The sequence below is a fragment of the Herbidospora mongoliensis genome (assembly GCF_001570545.1).
GTDB lineage: Bacteria > Actinomycetota > Actinomycetes > Streptosporangiales > Streptosporangiaceae > Herbidospora > Herbidospora mongoliensis.
In genome coordinates, this window is sequence record NZ_BBXD01000017.1 from 196993 (window position 1) to 218432 (window position 21440).

General features: G+C 71.2%; 19 protein-coding genes. 7 read left to right on the plus strand and 12 right to left on the minus strand.

Going from position 1 to position 21440, the window contains the following annotated elements; translation table 11 throughout:
• Positions 1-33: 33 nt before the first annotated feature.
• Positions 34-2985 carry an AfsR/SARP family transcriptional regulator gene (locus AW272_RS25525; protein WP_066370013.1) on the minus strand — a complete coding sequence of 984 codons (2952 nt, stop codon included), beginning with the start codon at positions 2983-2985 and terminating at the stop codon, positions 34-36.
• Between the two features lie 179 nt (positions 2986-3164).
• Between AW272_RS25525 and AW272_RS25530 the strand changes: the two genes are divergently transcribed.
• Positions 3165-4046 (plus strand): helix-turn-helix domain-containing protein, encoded by an 882-nt coding sequence (locus AW272_RS25530; protein WP_066370017.1) that lies wholly within the window; start codon positions 3165-3167, stop codon positions 4044-4046.
• On the opposite strand, the gene AW272_RS25535 is transcribed toward AW272_RS25530, so the two are convergent.
• The 3 genes from AW272_RS25535 to AW272_RS25545 all read right to left on the minus strand — a co-directional run bounded on the left by AW272_RS25535 (position 4043) and on the right by AW272_RS25545 (position 6624).
• Positions 4043-4834: an SAM-dependent methyltransferase gene (locus AW272_RS25535; RefSeq protein ID WP_275527316.1), complete on the minus strand. Its 792-nt coding sequence runs from the start codon at positions 4832-4834 to the stop codon at positions 4043-4045. The genes AW272_RS25530 and AW272_RS25535 overlap by 4 nt on opposite strands.
• A gap of 255 nt (positions 4835-5089) precedes the next feature.
• A complete protein-coding gene (locus AW272_RS25540) occupies positions 5090-6034 on the minus strand; it encodes a Ppx/GppA family phosphatase (protein WP_066370023.1) in 945 nt (314 codons plus the stop codon).
• Positions 6035-6099: 65 nt separating this feature from the next.
• Positions 6100-6624, minus strand: coding sequence for a CGNR zinc finger domain-containing protein (locus AW272_RS25545; RefSeq protein ID WP_066370025.1), 525 nt, complete (start codon positions 6622-6624; stop codon positions 6100-6102).
• A 72-nt stretch (positions 6625-6696) separates the two neighbouring features.
• Here AW272_RS25545 and AW272_RS25550 point away from each other — a divergent pair, with 72 nt between their 5' ends.
• On the plus strand, positions 6697-7464 hold the full coding sequence (locus tag AW272_RS25550; RefSeq protein WP_066370027.1) for a class I SAM-dependent methyltransferase: 768 nt from the start codon (positions 6697-6699) through the stop codon (positions 7462-7464).
• Between the two features lie 3 nt (positions 7465-7467).
• Here AW272_RS25550 and AW272_RS25555 read toward each other — a convergent pair whose 3' ends face one another.
• Genes AW272_RS25555 through AW272_RS25590 form a run of 8 tightly spaced genes read right to left on the minus strand, consistent with a single transcriptional unit; the run spans position 7468 to position 14332 of the window.
• Positions 7468-7878, minus strand: a complete 411-nt coding sequence (locus tag AW272_RS25555; protein WP_066370030.1) for a hypothetical protein — start codon at positions 7876-7878, stop codon at positions 7468-7470.
• A 39-nt stretch (positions 7879-7917) separates the two neighbouring features.
• A complete protein-coding gene (locus tag AW272_RS25560; protein WP_066370034.1) occupies positions 7918-9069 on the minus strand; it encodes a 4-hydroxybenzoate 3-monooxygenase in 1152 nt (383 codons plus the stop codon).
• Positions 9066-10166: a bifunctional 3-oxoadipate enol-lactonase/4-carboxymuconolactone decarboxylase PcaDC gene (gene pcaDC / locus AW272_RS25565; protein ID WP_066370036.1), complete on the minus strand. Its 1101-nt coding sequence runs from the start codon at positions 10164-10166 to the stop codon at positions 9066-9068. Before pcaDC ends, AW272_RS25560 begins: the two co-directional genes overlap by 4 nt.
• Positions 10147-11481: a lyase family protein gene (locus AW272_RS25570; RefSeq protein WP_066370037.1), complete on the minus strand. Its 1335-nt coding sequence runs from the start codon at positions 11479-11481 to the stop codon at positions 10147-10149. The genes pcaDC and AW272_RS25570 overlap by 20 nt, the downstream gene beginning before the upstream one ends.
• Before the next feature lie 14 nt (positions 11482-11495).
• Positions 11496-12041, minus strand: coding sequence for a protocatechuate 3,4-dioxygenase subunit alpha (gene pcaG, locus AW272_RS25575; RefSeq protein WP_066370040.1), 546 nt, complete (start codon positions 12039-12041; stop codon positions 11496-11498).
• On the minus strand, positions 12038-12775 hold the full coding sequence (gene pcaH / locus AW272_RS25580; RefSeq protein WP_066370044.1) for a protocatechuate 3,4-dioxygenase subunit beta: 738 nt from the start codon (positions 12773-12775) through the stop codon (positions 12038-12040). Before pcaH ends, pcaG begins: the two co-directional genes overlap by 4 nt.
• A complete protein-coding gene (locus tag AW272_RS25585) occupies positions 12768-13526 on the minus strand; it encodes a CoA-transferase subunit beta (RefSeq protein ID WP_066370046.1) in 759 nt (252 codons plus the stop codon). Before AW272_RS25585 ends, pcaH begins: the two co-directional genes overlap by 8 nt.
• A complete protein-coding gene (locus AW272_RS25590) occupies positions 13523-14332 on the minus strand; it encodes a CoA transferase subunit A (RefSeq protein ID WP_066370049.1) in 810 nt (269 codons plus the stop codon). Before AW272_RS25590 ends, AW272_RS25585 begins: the two co-directional genes overlap by 4 nt.
• Positions 14333-14427: 95 nt before the next feature.
• Between AW272_RS25590 and AW272_RS25595 the strand changes: the two genes are divergently transcribed.
• The 5 genes from AW272_RS25595 (at position 14428) to AW272_RS40985 (ending at position 21392) form a co-directional block, all read left to right on the plus strand.
• Complete coding sequence (locus tag AW272_RS25595) at positions 14428-15921, plus strand: IclR family transcriptional regulator domain-containing protein (protein WP_066370051.1); 1494 nt, start codon at positions 14428-14430, stop codon at positions 15919-15921.
• A gap of 63 nt (positions 15922-15984) precedes the next feature.
• Positions 15985-17625 carry a RecQ family ATP-dependent DNA helicase gene (locus AW272_RS25600; protein WP_066370053.1) on the plus strand — a complete coding sequence of 547 codons (1641 nt, stop codon included), beginning with the start codon at positions 15985-15987 and terminating at the stop codon, positions 17623-17625.
• Between the two features lie 41 nt (positions 17626-17666).
• Entirely contained in the window at positions 17667-18443 is a 777-nt protein-coding gene (locus tag AW272_RS25605) for an SDR family NAD(P)-dependent oxidoreductase (protein ID WP_218011056.1), read from the plus strand.
• Positions 18440-19012, plus strand: a complete 573-nt coding sequence (locus tag AW272_RS25610; RefSeq protein ID WP_066370056.1) for a TetR/AcrR family transcriptional regulator — start codon at positions 18440-18442, stop codon at positions 19010-19012. The genes AW272_RS25605 and AW272_RS25610 overlap by 4 nt, the downstream gene beginning before the upstream one ends.
• A gap of 124 nt (positions 19013-19136) precedes the next feature.
• Positions 19137-21392: a glycosyl hydrolase family 18 protein gene (locus AW272_RS40985; protein ID WP_083958658.1), complete on the plus strand. Its 2256-nt coding sequence runs from the start codon at positions 19137-19139 to the stop codon at positions 21390-21392.
• Positions 21393-21440 lie beyond the last annotated feature (48 nt).

Below are 21440 nucleotides of genomic sequence, written 5' to 3' on the forward strand. Positions count from 1 at the left end.
GAACTTCGGTGGAAGCCCGCGGACCGGCCGGTTTCAGCTCATTTCCCGGAATTCGCGGGCGCCCTGGTCGTGGAAGACCTTCAGGGCCCGGTTCCGGACCGCCCGTGCGGCGTCATGGTCGCCTCTGGCCTCGTGCAGAAGGGCCAGATCTCTTTCCGTACGCGCTCTCCACACCAGCACCTCGAGTTCGTCCCAGACCTGGAGGGCGGTGGTCAGGCAGGCCTCGGCGTCGTCGAGCCGGCCAGCGGCCAGGTGGAGTTCGCCGAGGGTGCGCAGGGCCGCCGCCAGGCCCCACCGGTCGCCCATGGCCTGGCAGACCGAGAGGGCCTCTTCCAGGGCGGGCAGCGCGACGGCGATCCGGCCCAGGCGGAGTTCGGCTTTGGCGCGGGCGCGCACCGAGTAGGCCTCCAGGAGGGGGTCGCCGAGGCGGGCGAAGATGACGCGGGCGGCCTCCGCCGTCTCGACGGCCTGCTCATGGTCGCCGGTGGCGCGGTGGTGCAGGCTCATCGTGCGCAGCGTCAGGGCCTCGCCCCTGAGGCTGCCCGCTTGGCGGTAGCCGTACAGGCAACTCTGGAGGCCGGCCCACGCGGCGGGGAAGTCGCCGCGTTCGAGCCGCACCGAGGCGGCGAGGCGGAGCGGGTGGAGGGCTGCGGGGTCGTCGCCCAGCAGGGGGCGGGCCGAGTCGAGGAAGTGCAGCGCCTCCACCAGGCGGCCGGTCTCCCGGCAAATCACACCCAGCGTGGCCAGCGCGACCGCCTGGCCCCGTTGGTCGCCGAGGTCGCGGAAGACGGCGAGGGCCTCGTCGAGGACCTGGCGGGCTTCGGCGAAGCGGTCCTGGTCGTAGCGGAGCCGGCCGAGCTCGGCCAGCATCGCCGCCACGCCGTGGGGATCGTCGGCGTGCCGGGCGGCGGCCAGGGCGGCCCGGGTGATGCGTTCGCGGGAGACGAACCGGTTGACGCCCAGGAAGGAGGGGCCCAGGCGGGCGGAGGCGAGCGCGCAGACGACCTCGTGCAGGCCGAGGGCGGCGGCCCGTTCCAGGCCGGTGACCAGGGCGGTCTGCTCGAAGTCGAACCAGTCGTGCGGCGCGGCCACGACCCGCGCGACCAGCTCGCCGGAGACCGGGGTGGCCATGGCGGCGGGGCGGGGTCGGGCGATCTCGTCGGAGGGCGCGTCGGCGGCGACCTGGTCGGCGAGGGTCAGCCAGCCGCCGAGCACCCGGCCGACGGCCGCTTTCAGGTCCTCGGCGGTCTCCTCCACGTCGGCGCGCTCCCGGCCGTAGATGCGGACCAGGTCGTGGACGCGGTAGCGCGGCGCGCCGAGGCCGTCGACGCGGGCGAAGTCGACGAGCTGGGCGTCGACGAGGCGTTCGACGGTGCCCTCGGCGGCCTGGCCGGATTCGCCGGTGAGCCAGGCGACGACCCAGGGGGCGAACTCGGGCGTGCCGAGGTGGCCGAGCCTGCGCAGCGCCCGCCGGGCGGCCGGGTCCAGCGCCCGGTAGCTGAGCTCGAATCCGGCGCGCACCTCCAGGTCGGCGATGGCCAGCTCGTCCAGACGCCGCCGTTCGTCGGCGAGCCGGTCGGCCAGCAGCCGGAGCGGCCAGCGCTGCCGGGTGGCCAGCCGCGCCCCGGCGATGCGCAGCGCCAGCGGCAGCCGCCCGCACAGTTCGGCGATCTCGCGCGCGACCGGCTCCTCGGCCGCGACCCGGCCGGCGCCGACGATGCGGTCCAGCAGTTCGACCGCCTCGCCGGGGTCCAGGACGTCCAGGTCGGTACGGCTGACGCCGCTCAGCCCGCCCAGACGGTTCCGCGAGGTGATCAGCACTCCGCTCGAGCCCCCCGGCAGCAGCGGCCGGACCTGCCGCTCGTCGGCGGCGTCGTCGAGCAGCACCAGCAGCCGCCGCCCGGCCGTCAGCCGCCGGAACAGCTCGGCCCGCTCCGCCGGGCTCTCCGGCACCGGCTCGGCGCCCAGCGCCTTCAGGAACAGGCCGAGCACCTCGCCAGGGTCGGCCGGGGTCTCGCCCAGCCCGCGCAGTCCGGCGTAGAGGCGGCCGTCGGGGAACGCCCCGGCGGCCTGGCCCGCGACGTGGGCGGCCAGCGCCGACTTGCCGGAGCCGCCGCGCCCCGCGATCACCTGCACGGTTCCGGTGACCAGCGCGGCGGTCAGCCGCGCGGTCTCGGCGTGGCGGCCGGTGAAGTCGGCCGGGGCGGGCGGCACCTGCGCCGGGACCGCCCGGGGCGATTCGCCGCTCTGGAGCCGGGGGTCGCCGCGCAGGATCGCGTGGTGGAGTTCGGTGAGCGCGGGGCCCGGGTCGACGCCGAGTTCCTCGGCGAGTACGTCACGGCCCTCGCGGAAGACCGCCAGCGCGTCCGACTGACGGCCGAGCCGGTAGAGGGCGGTCATGTACTGGGCGCGCAGCCGTTCGTTGGCCGGGTGGCGGCCGAGCAGCGCGGCCAGGTCGGAGACCAGGCGGCCGTGCTGGCCGAGGCTGAGCCCGGCGGCCATCCGCTCCTCGGTGGCGGCCAGCCGGAGCTCGTTCAGCCGCTCCGCCTCCCCCGCCAGCAGGCTCTCCTCCAGGCCGGCGAGCGCGGGGCCGCGCCACAGGGCCAGGGCGGCGTCGAGCAGCCCGGCCGTCTCCTGCGGTGTCGCCGCCTTCCGCGAGCGGGTGACCAGGTCGTGGAAGCGGGCGGTGTCGAGGGAGCCGTCCGGGACCTGGGTCAGGTAGCCGGGGGCGCGGGTGAGGATGACCTCGGCGGAGCCGTACCGGGAGAAGGAGCGTCTGAGGGTTTTGACGTAGGTCTGGAGGGTGGCCCGCGCGCTGTCGGGCGGGTCGTCGGGCCAGACGACGTCGATCAGCCGGGTGGTCGGCACGACGTGGCCGTTTTCCAGCAGCAGCGCGGCGAGCAGGGTCCGGGGTTTGACCCCGCCGAGCGGGACGGCGTCACTGCGGTCGAGGACTTCTACGGGGCCGAGCAGGCGAAACTCCACATTGAGGATTTACGGCCATATCTGTATAGGTTGGATATAGGACGAGAAAATGCACATTATTGGTATGGCCAGATCATCGGCGTCATTGGACAATGCCGGGAAACGCCGTGCCATGGGAGAATTCGCATGGCACTATCGCCGGGTCCGTTCGTGTCGGCAAGTATCTGGGAGCTCACGCAATGCCTGTTCACGGAGCCGGCCAGGATCTCCGGACTCCCGGGCCGACCGCCCTGCGGCTGCTCGTCGGCGCGCAGCTGCGGGAGGTGCGCGAGGCGCGGGAGATCACCCGCGACGACGCCGCCTTCGTCATCCGGGCCTCCGCCTCGAAGATCAGCCGCATGGAGACGGGACAGGCGACCTTCAAGCCGCGTGACGTGGCCGATCTGCTGACCTTCTATGGCGTCATCGATGACAAGGAGCGGCAGGCGATCATGATTCTGGCCGGGCGGGCCAACGAGCCCAGCTGGTGGCATCCGCTGCGCGACATCGTGCCCTCATGGTTCGAGGCCTGCCTCGGCCTGGAGCCGGACGCGGATCTGATCCGCACCTACGAGATCCAGTTCGTCCCCGGGCTCCTCCAGACGCCCGACTACGCCCGCGCGGTCGTCTCCCACGCCCACCGGATGCACGACAAGGTCCAGATCGACCGGCGGGTCGAACTGCGGATGCAGCGCCAGCGGATCCTGGCCGGCGCGACCCCGGCCAAGCTGTGGGCGGTCGTCGACGAAGCGGCGCTGCGGCGCGTGGTCGGCGGCGCGAGCGTGATGCGGGCCCAGTTGCGCCACCTCGACGAGATGAACCGGCTGCCGAACGTGACCGTCCAGATCGTCCCGCTCGACTCCAGCTACGTCTCGCGCGGCATCGGGCCGGTCACCCTGCTGCGGTTCGCGCAGAGCGCCCTGCCCGACGTCGTCTACCTGGAACGGCTGGCCGACGCGCAGTATCTGACCAAGCGCGCCGAGGTCCAGCCGTATTTGCACCTGCTCAACGAGACCGCCGCCCAGGCCGAGCCCGCCTCCTCGACGACCGAGATCCTGCGGGGGTGCATGGACGCCCTCTAGGGCTTACGGGCCACGCCCACCAGCGCGTCGACGGGCGAGGGCGGGCCGAAGGGGTCGGGGTCGGGGTGCCACTGGGTGATCGGCACGATCCCCGGCTCGATCAGGTCGAGGCCGTCGAAGAAGCTGCCCAGCTCCTCCTTGTTCCGCAGCGTGTAGGGCGCGGCGGGACCGTCGTTGAGGTCTTCCTGGGCCTTGTCGAGCGCCTCGCCCGTGACCACGTTGGAGCCGTCCCAGATGACCAGGTAGCTGCCTGAGGGGAGCGGGTCCATGAGGGTCCGGACGATCTCCCCGGGCCCGTCGGCGTCGGTCATGTAGCCGAGGATGCCCATCAGCATCAGCGCCACCGGGCGGTCGAGGTCGAGCGACTTCTCCGCCCCGGCCAGGATGCGCTGGGGGTCACGCAGGTCGGCGTCGATGTAGCCGGTCAGGCCTTCGGGGGTGCCGACCAGGAGGGCGCGGGCGTGGGCCAGCACGAGGGGGTCGTTGTCGACGTAGACGACCCGGGCGGCGGGGTTGATCCGCTGGGCCAGGTCGTGGGTGTTGTCGACGGTGGGCAGACCGGCGCCGATGTCGAGGAACTGGGTGACCCCGGCCTCGACGCTCAGGTGGCGGACGACCCGGGACAGCAGGTAGCGCGACAACCGGGCGATGGCCACGATGTCGGGGAACGCCTCGGCGAACTGGTCGCCGGCGACGCGGTCAACTTCGTAGTGGTCTTTGCCGCCCAGCCAGTAGTTCCACATCCGGGCCGAATGGGGGACGGTTGTGTCGATCTTGGGGTTGCTCACCGGATCTCCTGTCAGGTCGGCTCCCCCAGAACTTACTGTTTCCAGCGCGTGGTAAGTGGTGTCCGGATATTTCCCGATGAACGCGGCGGCTGGGCAGGAACGTGCTCAGTGCCATCAGGGCCAGGCCCAGAATCATCAGCACCGAGACGATGAACACTGCCGCGATCGCCATCGCGAGGATCGAGACGAGCATGGCGGCGACACCTAGTAGCTCGATCATGCGGCCGTTTTGCCCGTAATGGCCATTCTCATTCCTTACTCAGGGGCGAGGTCAGAACCCCCCAGGCCGTCGAGCCGTCGGAAGATCACACCCTCACGCAGCGCCCAGGGACAGATCTCCAGCGTCGGCACCTGGAACAGATCCATCGTCGCATCCGCCACGAGTGCCCCGGCCAGCAGCTGCCCCGCCCGGCCCGGCGACACCCCCGGCAGCGCGGCCCTGCGGTCGGTCGACATCTCGCCCATCCGCGCCGCCCAGGTGGAGACCGCCTCGTGGGTGAGGTTGCGGCGGACGTAGGAGCCCTCGCTCGACGGCGCGGCGCCGGCCATCCTGGCCAGTTGCTTGAAGGTCTTGGACGTCGCCACGGCATGGTTGGGCGGACCGTAGCGGGTCACGTCGCCGACGCGGCGGCCGATCTCGGTCCGGATGTGGCGGCGCAGGGCGCGGATCTCCTCCGGCGAGGGCGGGTCTTGGGTGAACCAGTCGCGCGTCAGCCGCCCGGCGCCCAGCGGCAGCGACACGGCGGCGTCGGGGGCCTCGTCGATGCCGGAGGCGATCTCCAGCGAGCCTCCGCCTATGTCGAGGACCAGCAGGCGGCCCGACGACCAGCCGTACCAGCGGCGGACGGCCAGGAAGGTGAGGGTCGCCTCGTCGGCGCCGGAGAGGACCTGGATGTCGACCTGGGTCTGACCCTTGATCGCGGCGAGCACCTCTTCGCCGTTGCGGGCCTCGCGGACGGCGGAGGTGGCGAAGGCCACCAGGTCCTCACAGCCCTTGTCCTCGGCGAACTGCAATGCCTCCTCGACGAAGGCGGTGAGCTGGGATGCGCCCTCGGCGGAGAGGTGGTGGTCGTCGATGTGTTCGGCGAGCCTCATGTCGACCTTGTGGGAGAACGCCGGCTGGGGCCGGGCCCCCCGGTGCGCGTCCATGACGAGCAGATGCACCGTATTGGAACCGACATCGAGGACACCAAGTCGCATGCATCGACGGTATCGCCCTTTAGGGAACGTTCCTGTCGTCGTTACCACGCCGGAATGACGAAAAATCACGTCCTGGCGCGGAAAGCAGCGGTTTTCGTACGATTTTGGCACGCCGTGGAACAGAAGCGACGCGTGCCGTTCCGTGAGACGTCCACGAAGACGCGGTCGCACCGATCGGCCGTACACACCCCCAGACGATCGTGGAACTCCCCGCCCAGCACGATCGCCAGCGAGGTGGCGCACGACGCGGTCCAGTTGCCGCCCCAGGTGCCACCCGCCCCGTGGAAGTGGAGGTGCCAGGGCTCGCCGTCGTGACCGGTGAGGTGAGGGCGGGCGTCGGTGGCCGCCAGAAGGCGGTTGATCGTCGTACACGCCCGGTCGAGGTCGCCGGAGAAGGCGACCCGCAGCTCGGCGGCGTAGCCGGACAACTCGGCCACGTCGTCTTCGGTGAGGTCATGTCCCAGCTCGGCGGACAGCTCCTCTTTCCGCGGCACGGCATAGGGCCGTCCCCGCCGCTCTCCCGGGGTCAGCGTGTTCACCAGGGTGACGGCCATCTCCACGACCGCATCGGTGTGACTGTTGAAGTTCACTTGACCAGTTACATCCTTCGTGGTTACGGTAACTGGCAACAACCTATACGACAGTTACATCAGGAGCACGCCGTGACGCTCAGCCGTGACCACGCCCGACACTGGCTCGACCGCTGGGACCGCCAGCAGGAGGGCTACATGCCCAGCCGCGAAGCGCGTTTCGACACCCTCGTCGACGCCGTGGTGGAGACCGCCGGGCGGTCCGATCCGCTCGTCCTCGATCTCGGCTGCGGACCCGGGTCGCTCGGCGCCCGGCTGAAGGAGCGGCTGCCGGCCGCGACGGTGGTCGGTTTCGACACCGACCCGCTGCTGATGGCGCTGGGAGAGGCCGCCTACGACGGCATCCGGTTCGTGGACGCCGACCTGCGCACCGAGGGGTGGAGCGCGGCCGCGGGCCTGCCTCGCCCCGCCGACGCCGCCGTCAGCACGACCGCGCTCCACTGGCTCCCGGAAGAACCCCTCACCGCCCTCTACCGGGAGCTGTCCACGGTGCTGCGGCCGGGCGGGGTGTTCCTCAACGGCGACCACCTCGGCGCCCCCGCCGACACCCGCCTGGCCGCGCTCGAACGCGCCCTCGCCGTCCGTGCCACCGACCGGCGCTTCCCCGCAGGACGCCCCGAGGACTGGGCGTCCTGGTGGGCGGCGGTGGAGGCGGACCCGGTGCTCACCGCCCTGCACGCCGACCGCGAGAAGCGCCGCGAGATGGCCGCCCACCACGGCTTCGAGTCGCTCCACCTCGACATCCACGTCACCGCGCTGGACAAGGCGGGTTTCACCGAGATCGGCACGTTGTGGCAGGAGGGCGACGACCGGCTGCTGTGCGCGTTCCTGCCGGAGTGAGGATCAGGCGTGGCAGCTCGGGATGGGACTCCCCCGCAGGATGCTGCAGAAGATCCCGGCCGACGACGGGATCTTGACCCAGGTGCCACCGGACAGCAGGACGCCGTTGACGTAGCCGTCCCGGAACTGCTGCTCGACCATGAAGCCGTCGGCGTCCTTCACCCCGATCTGGCTGCTGGATCGACCACTGGGCAACCAGTAGGTCTTGCACTTGATCCGACCGGCGTTGTAGGTGTCGCAGATCTCCGAGCCCTCGTCGAACGTCGCGACCTTGACGTGGAAGTTACTCGGGAGGTTGTTCTTGACCGACCCGCAGAAGCCGTAAGAGCACACCTCGGCCAGGGCGGGGGCGGGCGCGAGGAGGGCGGCGACGGCTGCGGCCGTGGCGAGGCCTGCGGCTAATTTTCTGATCATGCTTGAACGGTACGGAGCGCCGGTATACCGGCGCGTATATCACACCGTTCCCGTGTAGTTGAGCGCCAGCTCCGCCGCCGCGGCCTCCGAGGTCGCGATGCGGTGGAGCTGGGCCAGCTGGAGGCGGGTGTCGAACTCCGACTGGCCGGGTGTCAGGTGCAGCATCGTGGTCATGAACCAGGAGAAGTGCTCGGCCCGCCAGACCCGCCGGAGGCAGGTGTCGGCGTAGGAGTCGAGCAGGTCGTCCTTGCCGGTACGCCGCCAGTGTTCGAGCGCCTGCGCCAGCACCACCACGTCGGCCACGGCGAGGTTGAGGCCCTTGGCACCCGTCGGGGGGACGATGTGGGCGGCGTCCCCGGCCAGGAACAGGCGGCCGTGGCGCATCGGGTCGGTGACGAAGCTGCGCATCGGGGTGACGGCCTTGGCCGTGATGGGCCCCCGGGCGAGCTTCCAGTCGTCGTCGACGGCGAACCGCAGGTCGAGTTCGTCCCAGATCCGGTCGTCGGACCAGTCGTCCGGGTCGGTGTCGTTGGGGACCTGCAGATAGAGGCGGCTGACCGTCGGGGAGCGCATGCTGTGCAGCGCGAAACCACGCGGCGAGTGGGCGTAGATGAGCTCGTCGGTCGAGGGGGCCACGTCGGCCAGGACGCCGAGCCACGAGTAGGGATATTCGGCCTCGTAGATCCGCGTGCCCGGGACGTGCGCCCGGGAGATGCCGTGGAAGCCGTCGGCGCCGACGATGAAGTCGCAGGTCAGGGTCTTCTCCTGGCCTTCGTGGCGGTAGGTGACGTAGCCGTCGCCGATGCCGGTGGCCTGGGCGTCGAACAGCAGCGGGTCGCCCTTGTCGAGCTGGAGGGCGACCAGGTCCTTCACGATCTCGGTCTGGGCGTAGATCATGACGGTGCTGCCGCCGGTCAGGGCCGGGAAGTCGAGGCGGACGGCCCGGCGGTCGAACCGCAGCTCGATGCCCTGGTGCGGGAGTCCCTCGCGGTCCATCCGCGAGCCCGCGCCGCACTCCCTCAGGGCGTCCACCGTCGCCTGTTCGAGCATGCCCGCGCGCTGACGCTGTTCGACGTAGGCGCGGTCGCGGCTCTCCAGCACGACGGAGTCGATCCCGGAGTTGTGCAGCAGCCGGGCCAGCAGCAGGCCCGCCGGGCCGCCGCCGATGATCGCGACCGTGGTGTGGGTCATTCGAGGCTCCGTAGCGTGCGTTGGGCGACGGCGAAGGCGGCGTTGGCGGCCGGGACTCCGCAGTAGACGGCGGTCTGGAGGAGGACTTCCTTGATCTCGTCCGGGGTGAGGCCGTTGCGGACGGCCGCCTTGACGTGCATGGCGAGCTCCTCCTGGTGGCCCCCTGCGACCAGTGCGGTCAGGGTGACGCAGCTGCGGGTCCTGCGGTCGAGGCCGGGGCGGGTCCAGATCTCACCCCAGGCGTAGCGGGTGATCAGGTCCTGGAAGTCGGCGGTGAAGTCGGTGGTGTTCGCCGTCGCCCGGTCGACGTGCTCGTCTCCCAGGACGGCCCGGCGCACGGCCTGGCCGTCCACCTGCGGCAGGTGCGCGCGCATCGCGGCCACGACGGCGCCGGGCCTCTCCACCGGGGCCAGGTGGGCGGCGCCGGGGAGCTCGGTGAGCGTCGCGCCCGGGATGCCGTCGGCCAGTTCGCGCGCCACGGGCGGCGGGACCGCCGGGTCGTCGCGGCCGGCGATGACCAGGGTGGGGGCGGCGATGTTCGCCAGCTCGGCACGGATGTCGTAGCCCGACAGCGCCTCGCAGCACTCGGCGTAGCCTTCGTCACTGGCGGACAGAAGGTCGTCGATCATGGATTGAACTGCGGTTTTGTCGGCGTTCTCGGTGAACCAGCGGCCCCGGGTGACGTCTTCGAGCGCCTGGGTGCCCTGGTCGCGGACCAGGGCCGAGCGTTCGTGCCAGCTCTCCTCGGTGCCGAACTTGGCGGCGGAGCAGACCATCGTGAGGGAGAGCACCCGGTCGGGGTGGCGCAGGGCCAGCCAGGCGCCGATCGCACCGCCCAGGGAGATGCCGGCGTGGTGGAAGGCGTCCGCGCCGGTCGCGTCGGCGACGCCGATCACGAGCTTGGCCAGGGCCTCCATCGAGGTCGCTCCCGGTACGACCTTCGACCCCCCGTGGCCGGGGAGGTCGTACCGGATGACTCTGAAGTGGCGCGAGAGCGTGGCGGCCTGCGCGTCCCAGACGCGGAGCGAGGTGCCCAGGGAGGGGCCGAGGAGCAGGGCGGGGGCCTGCGCGGGGCCGTCAACGCGGAAGTTCAACATCGGCGATCTCCTTGAGGGGACGGTCGAGAGCTCGGTCGACGAGTTCCCCTGCGGCACCGGAATAGCCGGTCGGGTCGAAAACGGCGCGATCGAGGCGGATGACGCGGTCGGCATTCGCACAGGCGATCTCTATTGCCTGCCTGAGCGGCATACGCAACCGTGCCGCATCAAGGGAAGCGGTTTCAAGGATGTCCCGCGCGGCCTTTTTACCGATTTTTCGCGACAACTCATTCATGACGCGTTCGGCGACGATCAGGCCGCCGGTGATGGACAGGTTCTGCCGCATCCTGGCCGGGTGGACCTGGAGGCCGCCCGTCAGCGCGACGGCATGTGACGCCGCTCCCCCGGCCAGGCGGAGCAGCGTGCGGAGCGGCTCCCATTCGGCGTGCCAGGCACCGGCGGGGCGTTCGTCCTCGGCGGCCATGGCCCCGTAGAGGGTGGCGGCGAGCGCGGGGGCCTGGCGGGCGCAGGCGGCGATCAGGGTGGCGTGGACGGGGTTGCTCTTGTGGGGCATCGCCGACGAGCCGCCGCCGTCGCCCTCGGTGACCTCTCCGATCTCCGTACGCGAAAGCACCAGGACATCGGCCGCGATCTTGCCGAGCGCCCCGCAGCAGAACGCCAGCGCACCGGCGAGATCGGCGACCGGCGTGCGCAGCACGTGCCAGGGCAGCGTCGGCGCCGCCAGCCCGACCTCCCGCGCGAACCGCTCCAACAGCGGGACCGAGAGCGTGGCCAGCGTGCCCCCGGCGCCACCGAGCTGGGCGGGCAGGTGCACGGCGGCAAGCCGGTCGTAGGCGTCGAGCACCAGCGACCGCCACCCTGCGGCCTTCAGCCCGAACGTCGTCGGGACGGCATGCTGGGTCAAGGTGCGACCGGGCATCGGGGTGTCCCGGAACTCCCGGGCCAGCGCTTCCAGCGCCCCGGCCGTCGCGCCGAGGTCGAGCAGGATCAACCGCCGCGTCCGGGCGGCGACCAGCATGAGCGCGGTGTCCAGGATGTCCTGGCTGGTCGCCCCGTCGTGAGCATCCTCGGGCAGCGCCTTGACCAGCGGTATGACGGGGTTCCCTCCGCTGTGCGCGGCCACCCTGAGGCCCGGCTCCTCACCGTGCGGCGCGTCCTGCCGGGCCTGGCCCTCGCCGCCGGGCCCGGTCTGAGCGAGCGAGGTGATCTGGTCGGCCAGGGCGTGCCTGTTCTGGGCGCGGGCCAGGGCCGACTCCGCGTCGAGCATGGCGCGGAGAACGGCCGGGTCGGCGGTCGCCTCGGCGGCGGCGGTGCCGGACCAGGCCGGGCCCAGAAGGCCGTCAGCCGCGATCAAGAGAACCTCCGGGGTCAGCCCAGGTCGAGGAAGACCGTCTCCGCGTCGCCCTGGATGCGGATGTCGAACCGGTACACGCCGTCTCGTTCTGGCTCGGCGATCAGCGTCGCCCGGCGGTCGCCGGGCAGTGACGCCAGCAGCGCCTCGCCACTGTCCTCCAGGTAGACGCGCGTGTACAGGTGGTGCAGCAGGCCGCGCGCGAACACGCAGACCGCGATGTAGGGCACCTCGCCCGGCGGCACGGTCCGGATGGCCCAGTGGCCGTCGAGGTCGGTCGCCACCCGGCCGAAACCGGTGAAGGTCACCCCGTCGCGGCCGGCGAAGGAGCCGTCGACCTCGTCGCGGCGCATCGAGCCGGGCCTGCCGTCGAGGTTCCCGGCGGCGTCGGCCTGCCAGAACTCCAGCAGCGCGTCGGGGACGGGCGCGCCCGCGCCGTCGTAGACGTAACCGTGGACGGAGATCGCGCCCGGGTGGCCGGACGGCACCAGGTCTCCCCCGTCGCGGAACGGCAGCGCGTATCCGTAGAAGGGCCCCACGGTCTGTGAGGGGGTGGGTCTCATCGGCCTTCCTCCATCCAGGTCGCCGACGGGCCGTCGAGGACGATGTCCCATCTGTACCCAAGGCTCCACTCGGGCTGGGACAGGTCGTGGTCGTAGGCGGCCACGAGACGCTCGCGGGCCTTCTCGTCGGTGACGGACTGCAGGATCGGGTCGTACGCGAACAGGGGGTCGCCCGGGAAGTACATCTGGGTGACGAGGCGCTGGGCGAAGGCCGTACCGAAGACCGAGAAGTGGATGTGGGCCGGACGCCAGGCGTTGACGTGGTTCTTCCACGGGTACGCGCCGGGCTTGATCGTCGTGAAGGTGTAGCCGCCGTAGGCGTCGGTGAGGCAGCGGCCGGTGCCGGTGAAGTTGGGGTCCAGCGGGGCGGGGTGCTGGTCGCGCAGGTGCGGGTAGCGGCCGGAGGCGTTGGCCTGCCAGACCTCCACGAGCTGGTTCCTGACCGGGCGTCCGTCGCGGTCGAGCACCCGGCCGGTCACGGTGATGCGCTCGCCGAGCGGCTCCCCGAGATGCTGGCGGGTGAGGTCGCCGTCGAGCGGGGTGACGTCGCTCGCGCCGAAGACGGGCCCGCGCAGCTCGGCGTAGGCCTCCGGCGGGGCGACGAGCGGGCGGTGGGGGTGCCGCAGGCCGCTGGAGCGGTAGGGCGGGTAGTCACGCGAGGGGTGGTCGGCGCCGTCGGACTTGGCGGCCAGTTCGGCGATCTCGCGGGAGATCACGTCCTGCGGTTCAGGCATCAGGGGCTCCTTGGGTGAGGCGGCGCAGCGCGGTCAGCTCCGCCTCCGTGGGCTGGTCGGTGACCCGCAGGTCGGCGGCGACGGCGAGGGGCCAGCCGGTGGCCGCGACGGCCTGTTCGGGGGTCACGCCGGGGTGCACTTCGGTGAGGGTCAGTTCGGCGGTCTCCGGGTCGGGCCGCATGATCCCGAGGTCGGTGATCACCGCGACCGGACCGGCGCCGGGCAGGCCGAGACGCTCGCGCGACCCCGGCCCGTCGCCGTGCCCGACGGTCGTGACGAAGTCGAGCCTCCCGACCAGGTTCCGGGTCGAGTGACGCAGCACGAGCAGCACCTTCCCGCAGCTCGCCGCGATCTCGGGCGCGCCACCGGCGCCGGGCAGACGCCCTTCGGGCCTGCCGGGACCCCGGTCGATGACGGTCGTGTTGACGTTGGCGAAGCGGTCGACCTGGGCGGCGCCGAGGAAGCCGACGTCGATGCGGCCGGCCTGGAGCCAGTAGTTGAAGATCTCCGGTACGGACACCACCGCGTCCGCCGTGTCCGCGAGCTCACCGTCGCCGATCGACAGGGGAAGGCGCGACGGCTTGGAGCCCAGGGTGCCGGATTCGTAGATGAGCACCAGGCCGGGCTCGATGGTCCGCCGCGCGAGGTTCGCGGCGGCGCTGGGCAGGCCGATACCGACGAAACAGGTCCGGGCCCCGGCGAGCGCGCGGGCGGCGTTGACGGTCATCAGCTCGTCGGAAGTCCAGGTCATGACGCCACCAATACCGTTTCGCGCATCCAGCCCAGGAAGGTGTCGCGGTCGCGGGAGATGGCGTCCCACGCCTGGTAGAAGTCGTTGTCCCTGACCGTGTATCCGGCCGCGTAGGACGGGTGGGCGCCGTTGGGGGCCACGGCCACCGCGTCGACCGCCCATGAGGGCAGCACGACCGCGCCTGGGGTCGGTGTGAGGTCGTCCACGATCTCTTCGACGGTCACGAGCACCCGCGAGGCGGCCAGCGCGGCCTCCTTCTGGATGCCGACCAGGCCCCAGAGCTGGACGTTTCCATTCCGGTCGGCGCGCTGGGCGTGGATCACGGTCACATCCGGGTTGATCGCGGCCACGGCCGCCAGTTCCTCGCCGGTGAAGGGGCAGACCACCGTCGAGATCGTCTCCGACCGGGACGGGAGGTCGCTCCCCCGATAGCCGCGCAGGACCGCGAACGGCAGGCGGGAGGCCCCGGCGACGTAGCGGTTGGCCATGCCCGCGTGGCTGTGCTCGTCGAGTTCGAGGGGGCGTGGCCAGCCGTTCTCGACGGCGTCGCGGAAGCGGTGCAGGGAGCCGACGCCGGGGTTGCCGCCCCACGAGAAGACCAGTTTGCGGGCCGCGCCCATGCCGATGAGCTGGTCGTAGATGACGTCGGGGGTCATCCGGACGAGGGTGAGGTCGGTCACGCCCTGCCGGATCACCTCGTGTGCGGCGGCGAACGGGATGAGGTGGGTGAAACCCTCCATCGCCACGGTGTCGCCGGAGTGCACGAGTTCGGCCACCGCGTCCCGCAGGCTACGGATCTCCGCCATGTTCTCCCTGCTCGGATGGCTCTTGTTCGCCTGGTGAACTATTGTTCGCAATTGCGATAGATCAGGAGTCTGCTACCCCGTTTGGACGTGTGTCAATGACCGACCCTCTGGAGCGCGGACTCGCCGTGCTGCGGGCGATGGCGGCGGGCGAGCCGTGCCGTCCGAGCGACCTCACCCGCGCCACCGGGATGGCTCGCTCGACCGTCGACCGGGTGCTGGCGACTCTCGTCGCGGCGGGCTTCGCCAGTCCTTCCGGGCCCGATCGTTCGGTACGGCTGACGCCCCGCGTCCTGACCATCGGAAACACGTATCTGTCGGGCAGCGGCATCCCCGACGCGCTGGGGCCGGAGGTTCGAGAACTCGCCGAAGCCCTCGACGAGTCGGTCTCGCTGGCGGTGGCCGACGGGACGGCGGTCCGGTTCGTCACCCAGCTCCCCCGGCGGCGCAGCCGCTCGCTGACGTTCCGGGTGGGCGACCTGGTGCCTGCGGAACGCTGCGCGGCGGGCGCACTGCTGGCGGCCGAGTGGACCGAGGCAGGCTGGGCCCGCTGGCGGACGGGCAGCCCCGAGACCGTGGTGGCCCCCGACGTGGCGGGCGAGCAGGCCTTCCGCGACCGGGCCGCAGAGGCGCTCGCCCGGGGCCACGCCCGCGACGACCAGCTCATCGAGCCGGGCCTGATCGCGATCGCGGTGCCGGTGCGCTTTCAGGGCCGGGCGGCCTGCGCGGTCAGCGTGGTCTCCCATGGCAGCCGTCACTCCGTCGAGTCGCTGGCCGACCTGGCGCTCCCCCACCTGGACACGGCCCGGATGGAACACCTGCTGGCCGCCCACCGGCCGGCTCCGCCGAGCCCCATCGACATCCCCGGCGACACCCCGGTCCAGTCGCTGGCCCGGGGGCTCGCGGTGCTCACCGCGCTGGGCGGCACGCTGTCGGAGATCGCCGAGGCCACCGGCCTGGCGCGGGCGACCGCCCGCAGGGCGCTGCTGACCCTGGTCGAACTCGGCTACGCGGGGCGGTCCGGCAACCGGTTCGTGGCCAGGCCGAAGGTGCTGGAGCTCGGCTACGCCCGGCTGTCGTCGCTGTCGCTGGGCGAGATCGCCACGCCCCACCTGACCGCGCTGGCCGGGGCGGTGGGCGAGTCGGCGTCGGTGGCCGTGCTCGACGGGACGGACATCCGATATGTCGCGCGGGCGATGGCGTACAAGATCATGAGCGTGGACGTCACCGTCGGCACCCGCTTCCCGGCCTATGCCACGTCGATGGGCCGGGTGCTGCTGGCGGAGGACGCCGACCTGGGCGGAACCGCGCGGCTGACCCCCCACACCGTCACCGACCCCGTCGCGCTGAGAGCTTTGATCCGCCAGGCCCGCGCCGACGGGTTCGCGATCGTCAACGACGAACTCGAAGAAGGGCTCCGGGCGCTGGCCGTGCCGATCCACGATCGGGCCGGTCAGGTCGTCGCGGCCGTCAACGTCGCCACGACCAGGCAGGTCAGACCCGGTCTGCTGGCTCACCTTCAGGCCACCGCGCTCGCCGTCGAGACCGATCTGGCGCTGGTCACCGAACGAACCGCGCCCCGCCTGGCCTGAACGACGCCATATCGACGCCTCTCCCCGGCCTGAACCGCTCACCGCCGGGCATAGTGGGCGGCCATGAGGAGACTGCTCGCGAGGTTCCGGCTCGGCTCGACCGCCCGCCGCGTGTTCGGCTGGCAGCGGCTGCGTCCCGGCCAGAAGGAGGCCATGCGGCATCTGGTCGCCGGGCGCGACGTGCTGCTGGTGATGCCGACCGGGGGCGGCAAGTCGGCGGTCTACCAGGTGCCCGCGCTGCTGCTCGACGGCCCGACGGTCGTGGTGTCGCCGTTGATCGCGTTACAGCGCGACCAGGTGATGAGCCTGCTCAAGGCCGGCACGGGCGCGGTCGCGGTCAACTCCACGCAGTCGATCGACAAGGGCCTCGACCAGGTCACCGCGGGGACGGCCGAGTTCGTCTTCCTGTCGCCCGAGCAGCTGGCCAAGCCCGAGGTGGTGGAGCGGCTCGCGGCGGCCCGCCCGTCGCTGATCGCGATCGACGAGGCCCACTGCGTGTCGTCGTGGGGGCACGACTTCCGGCCCGACTATCTGCGGCTCGGCCAGGTGATCGAGAAGCTCGGCCACCCGCCGGTGGTGGCGCTGACCGCGACGGCGGCGCCGAACGTCCGGGCCGAGATCGTGCGCTCGCTCGGGTTGCGGAACCCCGTCGAGCTCGTCCGCGGCTTCGACCGCCCCAACCTGACCCTGTCGGCGCGCAGATTCACCGGCGAGGACGACCGCCGCAAGGCCCTCGTCGAGCACGCGCTGAACAGCGAGGGCCTGACGCTGATCTATGTGCCGACCCGCCGGGACACCGAGGAGTACTGCGCCCTCCTGGCCGGGAAGCGCGCCGAGCCCTACCACGCGGGCCTGAAGACCGCCGACCGCAACGCCACCCACGCGCGGTTCACGGCCGGTGAGCTGGACGTGGTGGTGGCCACCTCCGCGTTCGGCATGGGCATCGACCGCCCCGACGTGCGGCGGGTGCTGCACGCGGGCCCGCCTGAGTCGCCCGACTCCTACTACCAGGAGATCGGCCGCGCGGGCCGCGACGGCGAGCCGGCCGAGGCGATCCTCTTCTACCGCCCCGAGGACATGGGCCTGCGCAGATTCCAGACCGGCGGCCGGGCCGACCCCGAACTGCTGCTGCGCATCGCGGTCCTGGTCCGCGAACACGGCGGCCTGGTGCCGGCCGGAGAGCTGCGCGACCTGCTGGAGATCAGCACCACCCGGCTGACCGGTCTGGCCAACCTGCTGGAACGCGCGGGCGCACTGGTCCCCGGCGAGCTGCGCTGGACCCGGAAGGACCTCACCGCCGAGAAGGCGGTCGAGAAGGCCGTCGAACTCGACGAGGTCCGGCACCGCGTCGACGAGTCGCGCCTCGACATGATGCGCGGCTACGCCGAGACCACCGGCTGCCGCCGCCGTTTCCTCCTGGAGTACTTCGGGGAACCGTACGGCCGCTCGTGCGGCACCTGCGACACCTGCCGAGGCGCGGCCGAGCAGGCCGAAGACCGCCCTTCCCCCGTACAGAACAGGCTTTTCCCCGCGCAGCCGAGGATCGAGGGCCCCTTCCCGGTCCAGTCCAAAGTCGAGCACACCGCCTGGGGCACCGGGATCGTCATGAGCGCCGACCCCGACCGCATCACCGTGCTCTTCGACTCGGTCGGCTACAAGACGCTCGCGCTCTCGGCCGTGGACGGCCTCCTCCACCGAATCTAGAGATTTGCTCTAAAGAATTGCTCTAATTTATGCTCGCGGCCATGAACGTGGTGGTCACCGGGGGAAACCGGGGAATCGGATACGCCGTCTGCGCCGAACTGGCGCGGCAGGGGCATCGGGTGGTCGTCGTCGCCCGCGACGCCGCCGCCGGAGAGCGGGCGGTCCGGTCGTTGCCGGGCGAGGTCACCCTCGTCCAGGGCGACCTGTCGACCGTGGCCGGCATGTGGGCACTGGCCGAGCGGCTGCGGTCGGCCTGCCCGGAGATCGACGTGCTGGTCCACAACGCCGGCCTGTGGCCGTCGAAGCTCACCCTCACCTCCGACGGCCTGGAGGAGGCGTTCGCGGTCAACCACCTGGCCCCGTTCACCCTGAACCGGCTGCTCGAAGGCCACCTCAAGCGGGTCGTGCAGGTCAGCGCGGGCCTCTACGTGAAGGGCAGGGCCGACCCCGACCGGACTCCCTACGGCAAGGACTTCCACCCGCTGCGCACCTACGCCGACACCAAGCTCTGCAACGTGCTGACGCTGCGACCGTTCGCCGAGCGCTGGCAGGCCCGGGGGCTGACGATCGACGCCGTCCATCCGGGCGTCATCAACACCGGCCTGGGCGCACGGGGAGGCCCGGTCGGACTGCTGCTCAAAGTGGCCAAGCGATTCTGGAAGACTCCCGCCCAGGGCGCCGAGCCCGTGGTCGCGCTGACCGCGAAGTCGACGTCCGGCCGCTACTACGACGAACGGGACGAGATCGAGATGACCACCGACCCCGCGCTGGGCCTGCGCCTGTGGGAGCAGGCGGAGAAACTGTCGGGAGTCGCGTGAGGCAGGCCCGCGGCGAGGCCACGATCCGCAGGCTGCTCGACACCGGCCTTGCGGCGTTCACCGACGGCGACTTCACGCTGCGCGGGGTGACCTCCCGCAGCGGCGTCAGCATGGGCAGCCTCTACCACCACTTCGGCAGCTTCGACGGGCTCGCCGCCGCGCTCTACTCCGAGTGCATGGACGACCTGCTCACCAGCCTCATCGAGGCGGTCGAGAAGACGTCCACGGCGGAGGAGGGGGTGCACGCGATCGTGCGCGCCTATCTCGCCTTCGCCCGCGACGAGACCGCGCGGGCCCGGTTCATCCACGCCGCGCCCCTCATCGAACCGCACGCCGCCGCCATCGCCGCCGGGAAGGCGCCGCGCATGGACCGGCTGGCGGCCTGGTTCGCGCCGCACATCGCGGCCGGGACGATCGCCGACCTGCCGCCGGCCCTGATCGAGATGCTGCTCATCGGGCCTCTGGCGGAGACGACGAGGCGTGTCCTGGCGCGAGCGCCCGGCCTCGATCTGGACGAGGCGGCGGCCACTCTGCCCGGCCCGATCTGGCGTTCCCTGAGCGCCCATTGACGGGGACTGTGACGCGGGTTACGTTCTGGCTAATTAAAAGGAAAGCTTCCTATTAGTTGGACGGGAACCTCCTGTTCCCGGCGCGTCCCCGCCGCATCCCCCTCCCCCCACGTGGAGTAGCACGATGAGAAGAGTCCTGACCCTCTTGACGGCGATCGGTGCGCTGATCCTGCCGCTGATGTTCGCGCAGAGCGCGGCATACGGCGCGGTGACGGTGCCCCTGCGTGCCAACGCGAACGGTCCCGCCCTCACCGACGGCGGTGGCAACGCCTGGCTCGCCGACAAGGCATACTCCAGCGGCACCTGGGGTTATGAGACGTCCTACGGCGCCGGCTCCACCGGCAGCGCGATCGGCGGCACCACCGACGACGCGCTTTACCAGAACTACCAGCTGTTCAGCGGCTGGGGCGGCTACAAGTTCGACGTGGCCAACGGCACCTACCAGGTCACCGTGAAGATGGTCGAGGACTGGGCGAACGCCGCCGGGCAGCGGAAGTTCGACATCCGGATCGAGAACACCGTGGTCCAGTCGGCGTTCGACGTGTTCGCCTCCTGCGGCGCGCTGACCGCCTGTGACCGCACCTACACCGCGACCGTCAGCGACGGCCAGCTCAACGTGCAGTTCAACATGAACGGCGGCGCCAACTACGCCATCGTCTCGGCCATCGCGGTGACCGGCGGTTCCGGCGGCGGCGACACCACCGCGCCGAGCGTCCCCGGCAACCTCGCGGTCAGTGGCGTGACCAGCAGCAGCGTCTCGCTGTCGTGGAACGCCGCGACCGACAACGTCGGCGTCACCGGCTACCTCGTCTACCGGGGCGGCACCCTGGTCACCACCGTGACCGGCACCACCTTCACCGACACCGGCCGCTCGGCGAGCACCGCGTACACCTACCAGGTGCGCGCCCGCGACGCCGCCAACAACCAGTCGGGCCTGTCGAACAGCGTGACCGGGACGACCAGCGGCACCGGCGGCCCCGACACCACGGCCCCGTCCGTGCCGGGCAGCCTGAGCGTCAGCGGCGTGACCAGCAACAGCGTCTCGCTCCAGTGGAACGCCTCCACCGACAACGTCGGCGTCACCGGCTACCTCGTCTACCGGGGCGGCACCCTCGTCACCACCGTGACCGGCACCAGCTACACCGACACCGGCCGCGCCGCGAACACGGCGTACACCTACCAGGTCCGCGCCCGCGACGCCGCCAACAACCAGTCGGGCCTGTCCGGCAGCGTCACCGGCACCACCTCCCAGACGGGGACCGGCGGCAACAAGAAGCTGCTCGGCTACTTCGTCCAGTGGGGCGTCTACCAGCGGGCCTACCACGTGAAGAACATCGTCACGAGCGGCTCGGCGGCGAAGCTGACGCACATCAACTACGCGTTCGGCAACGTCCAGAACGGCCAGTGCACCATCGGCGACAGCTACGCCGACTACGAGAAGGCCTACACGGCGGCCGAGAGCGTCGACGGCGTGGCCGACACGTGGGACCAGCCGCTGCGCGGCAGCTTCAACCAGCTCCGCAAGCTCAAGCAGCAGTACCCGAACATCAAGGTCCTGTTCTCCTTCGGCGGCTGGACCTGGTCGGGCGGCTTCGGCCAGGCCGCCCAGAACCCGACCGCCTTCGCCAACTCCTGCTACAACCTGGTCGAGGACCCGCGCTGGGCCGACGTCTTCGACGGCATCGACATCGACTGGGAGTACCCGAACACCTGCGGACTGTCGTGTGACGCCTCGGGCTTCGCGTCCTTCAAGAACATGATGCAGGCGCTGCGCACCCGCTTCGGCCAGAACTACCTGGTCACCGCGGCCATCACCGCCGACGGCACCTCCGGCGGCAAGATCGACGCGGCCGACTACGGAGGCGCGGCCCAGTACCTCGACTGGTACAACGTCATGACCTACGACTACTTCGGCGCCTTCGCGGCGCAGGGCCCGACCGCCCCGCACTCGCCGCTGACCAGCTACTCCGGCATCCCGACCGCCGGGTTCTACAGCGACAACGCGATCCAGAAGCTCAAGTCGAAGGGAGTGCCGGCGTCCAAGCTGCTGCTCGGCATCGGCTTCTACGGCCGGGGCTGGACCGGCGTCACCCAGGCGACACCGGGTGGTTCCGCTACCGGAGCGGCCCCCGGCACCTACGAGGCCGGCAACGAGGACTACAAGGTCCTGAAGAACACCTGCCCGGCCACCGGCACCGTCGCGGGCACCGCCTACGCCAAGTGCGGCAGCAACTGGTGGAGCTACGACACCCCGTCCACGATCACCGGAAAGATGACCTACTCGAAGGACCAGAGCCTCGGCGGCTCGTTCTTCTGGGAGCTCAGCGGTGACACGAGCAACGGCGAACTCATTACCGCGATGAAGAACGGCCTCGCGTAACACCCCGTTCGAAAAGGGACCCCGGACCGTATGTCCGGGGTTCCTTTT

Bases quoted from the DNA above. Each gene is read 5' to 3' on its own strand.
- AW272_RS25555 (WP_066370030.1), bottom strand. From the start codon at position 7,878: ATGATCAGAAAATTAGCCGCAGGCCTCGCCACGGCCGCAGCCGTCGCC.
- AW272_RS25595 (WP_066370051.1), top strand. From the start codon at position 14,428: ATGACCGACCCTCTGGAGCGCGGACTCGCCGTGCTGCGGGCGATGGCG.
- AW272_RS25590 (WP_066370049.1), bottom strand. From the start codon at position 14,332: ATGGCGGAGATCCGTAGCCTGCGGGACGCGGTGGCCGAACTCGTGCAC.
- AW272_RS25560 (WP_066370034.1), bottom strand. From the start codon at position 9,069: ATGACCCACACCACGGTCGCGATCATCGGCGGCGGCCCGGCGGGCCTG.
- pcaH (WP_066370044.1), bottom strand. From the start codon at position 12,775: ATGCCTGAACCGCAGGACGTGATCTCCCGCGAGATCGCCGAACTGGCC.
- pcaG (WP_066370040.1), bottom strand. From the start codon at position 12,041: ATGAGACCCACCCCCTCACAGACCGTGGGGCCCTTCTACGGATACGCG.
- AW272_RS25540 (WP_066370023.1), bottom strand. From the start codon at position 6,034: ATGCGACTTGGTGTCCTCGATGTCGGTTCCAATACGGTGCATCTGCTC.
- pcaDC (WP_066370036.1), bottom strand. From the start codon at position 10,166: ATGTTGAACTTCCGCGTTGACGGCCCCGCGCAGGCCCCCGCCCTGCTC.
- AW272_RS25605 (WP_218011056.1), top strand. From the start codon at position 17,667: ATGAACGTGGTGGTCACCGGGGGAAACCGGGGAATCGGATACGCCGTC.
- AW272_RS25600 (WP_066370053.1), top strand. From the start codon at position 15,985: ATGAGGAGACTGCTCGCGAGGTTCCGGCTCGGCTCGACCGCCCGCCGC.
- AW272_RS25585 (WP_066370046.1), bottom strand. From the start codon at position 13,526: ATGACCTGGACTTCCGACGAGCTGATGACCGTCAACGCCGCCCGCGCG.
- AW272_RS25530 (WP_066370017.1), top strand. From the start codon at position 3,165: ATGCCTGTTCACGGAGCCGGCCAGGATCTCCGGACTCCCGGGCCGACC.
- AW272_RS40985 (WP_083958658.1), top strand. From the start codon at position 19,137: ATGAGAAGAGTCCTGACCCTCTTGACGGCGATCGGTGCGCTGATCCTG.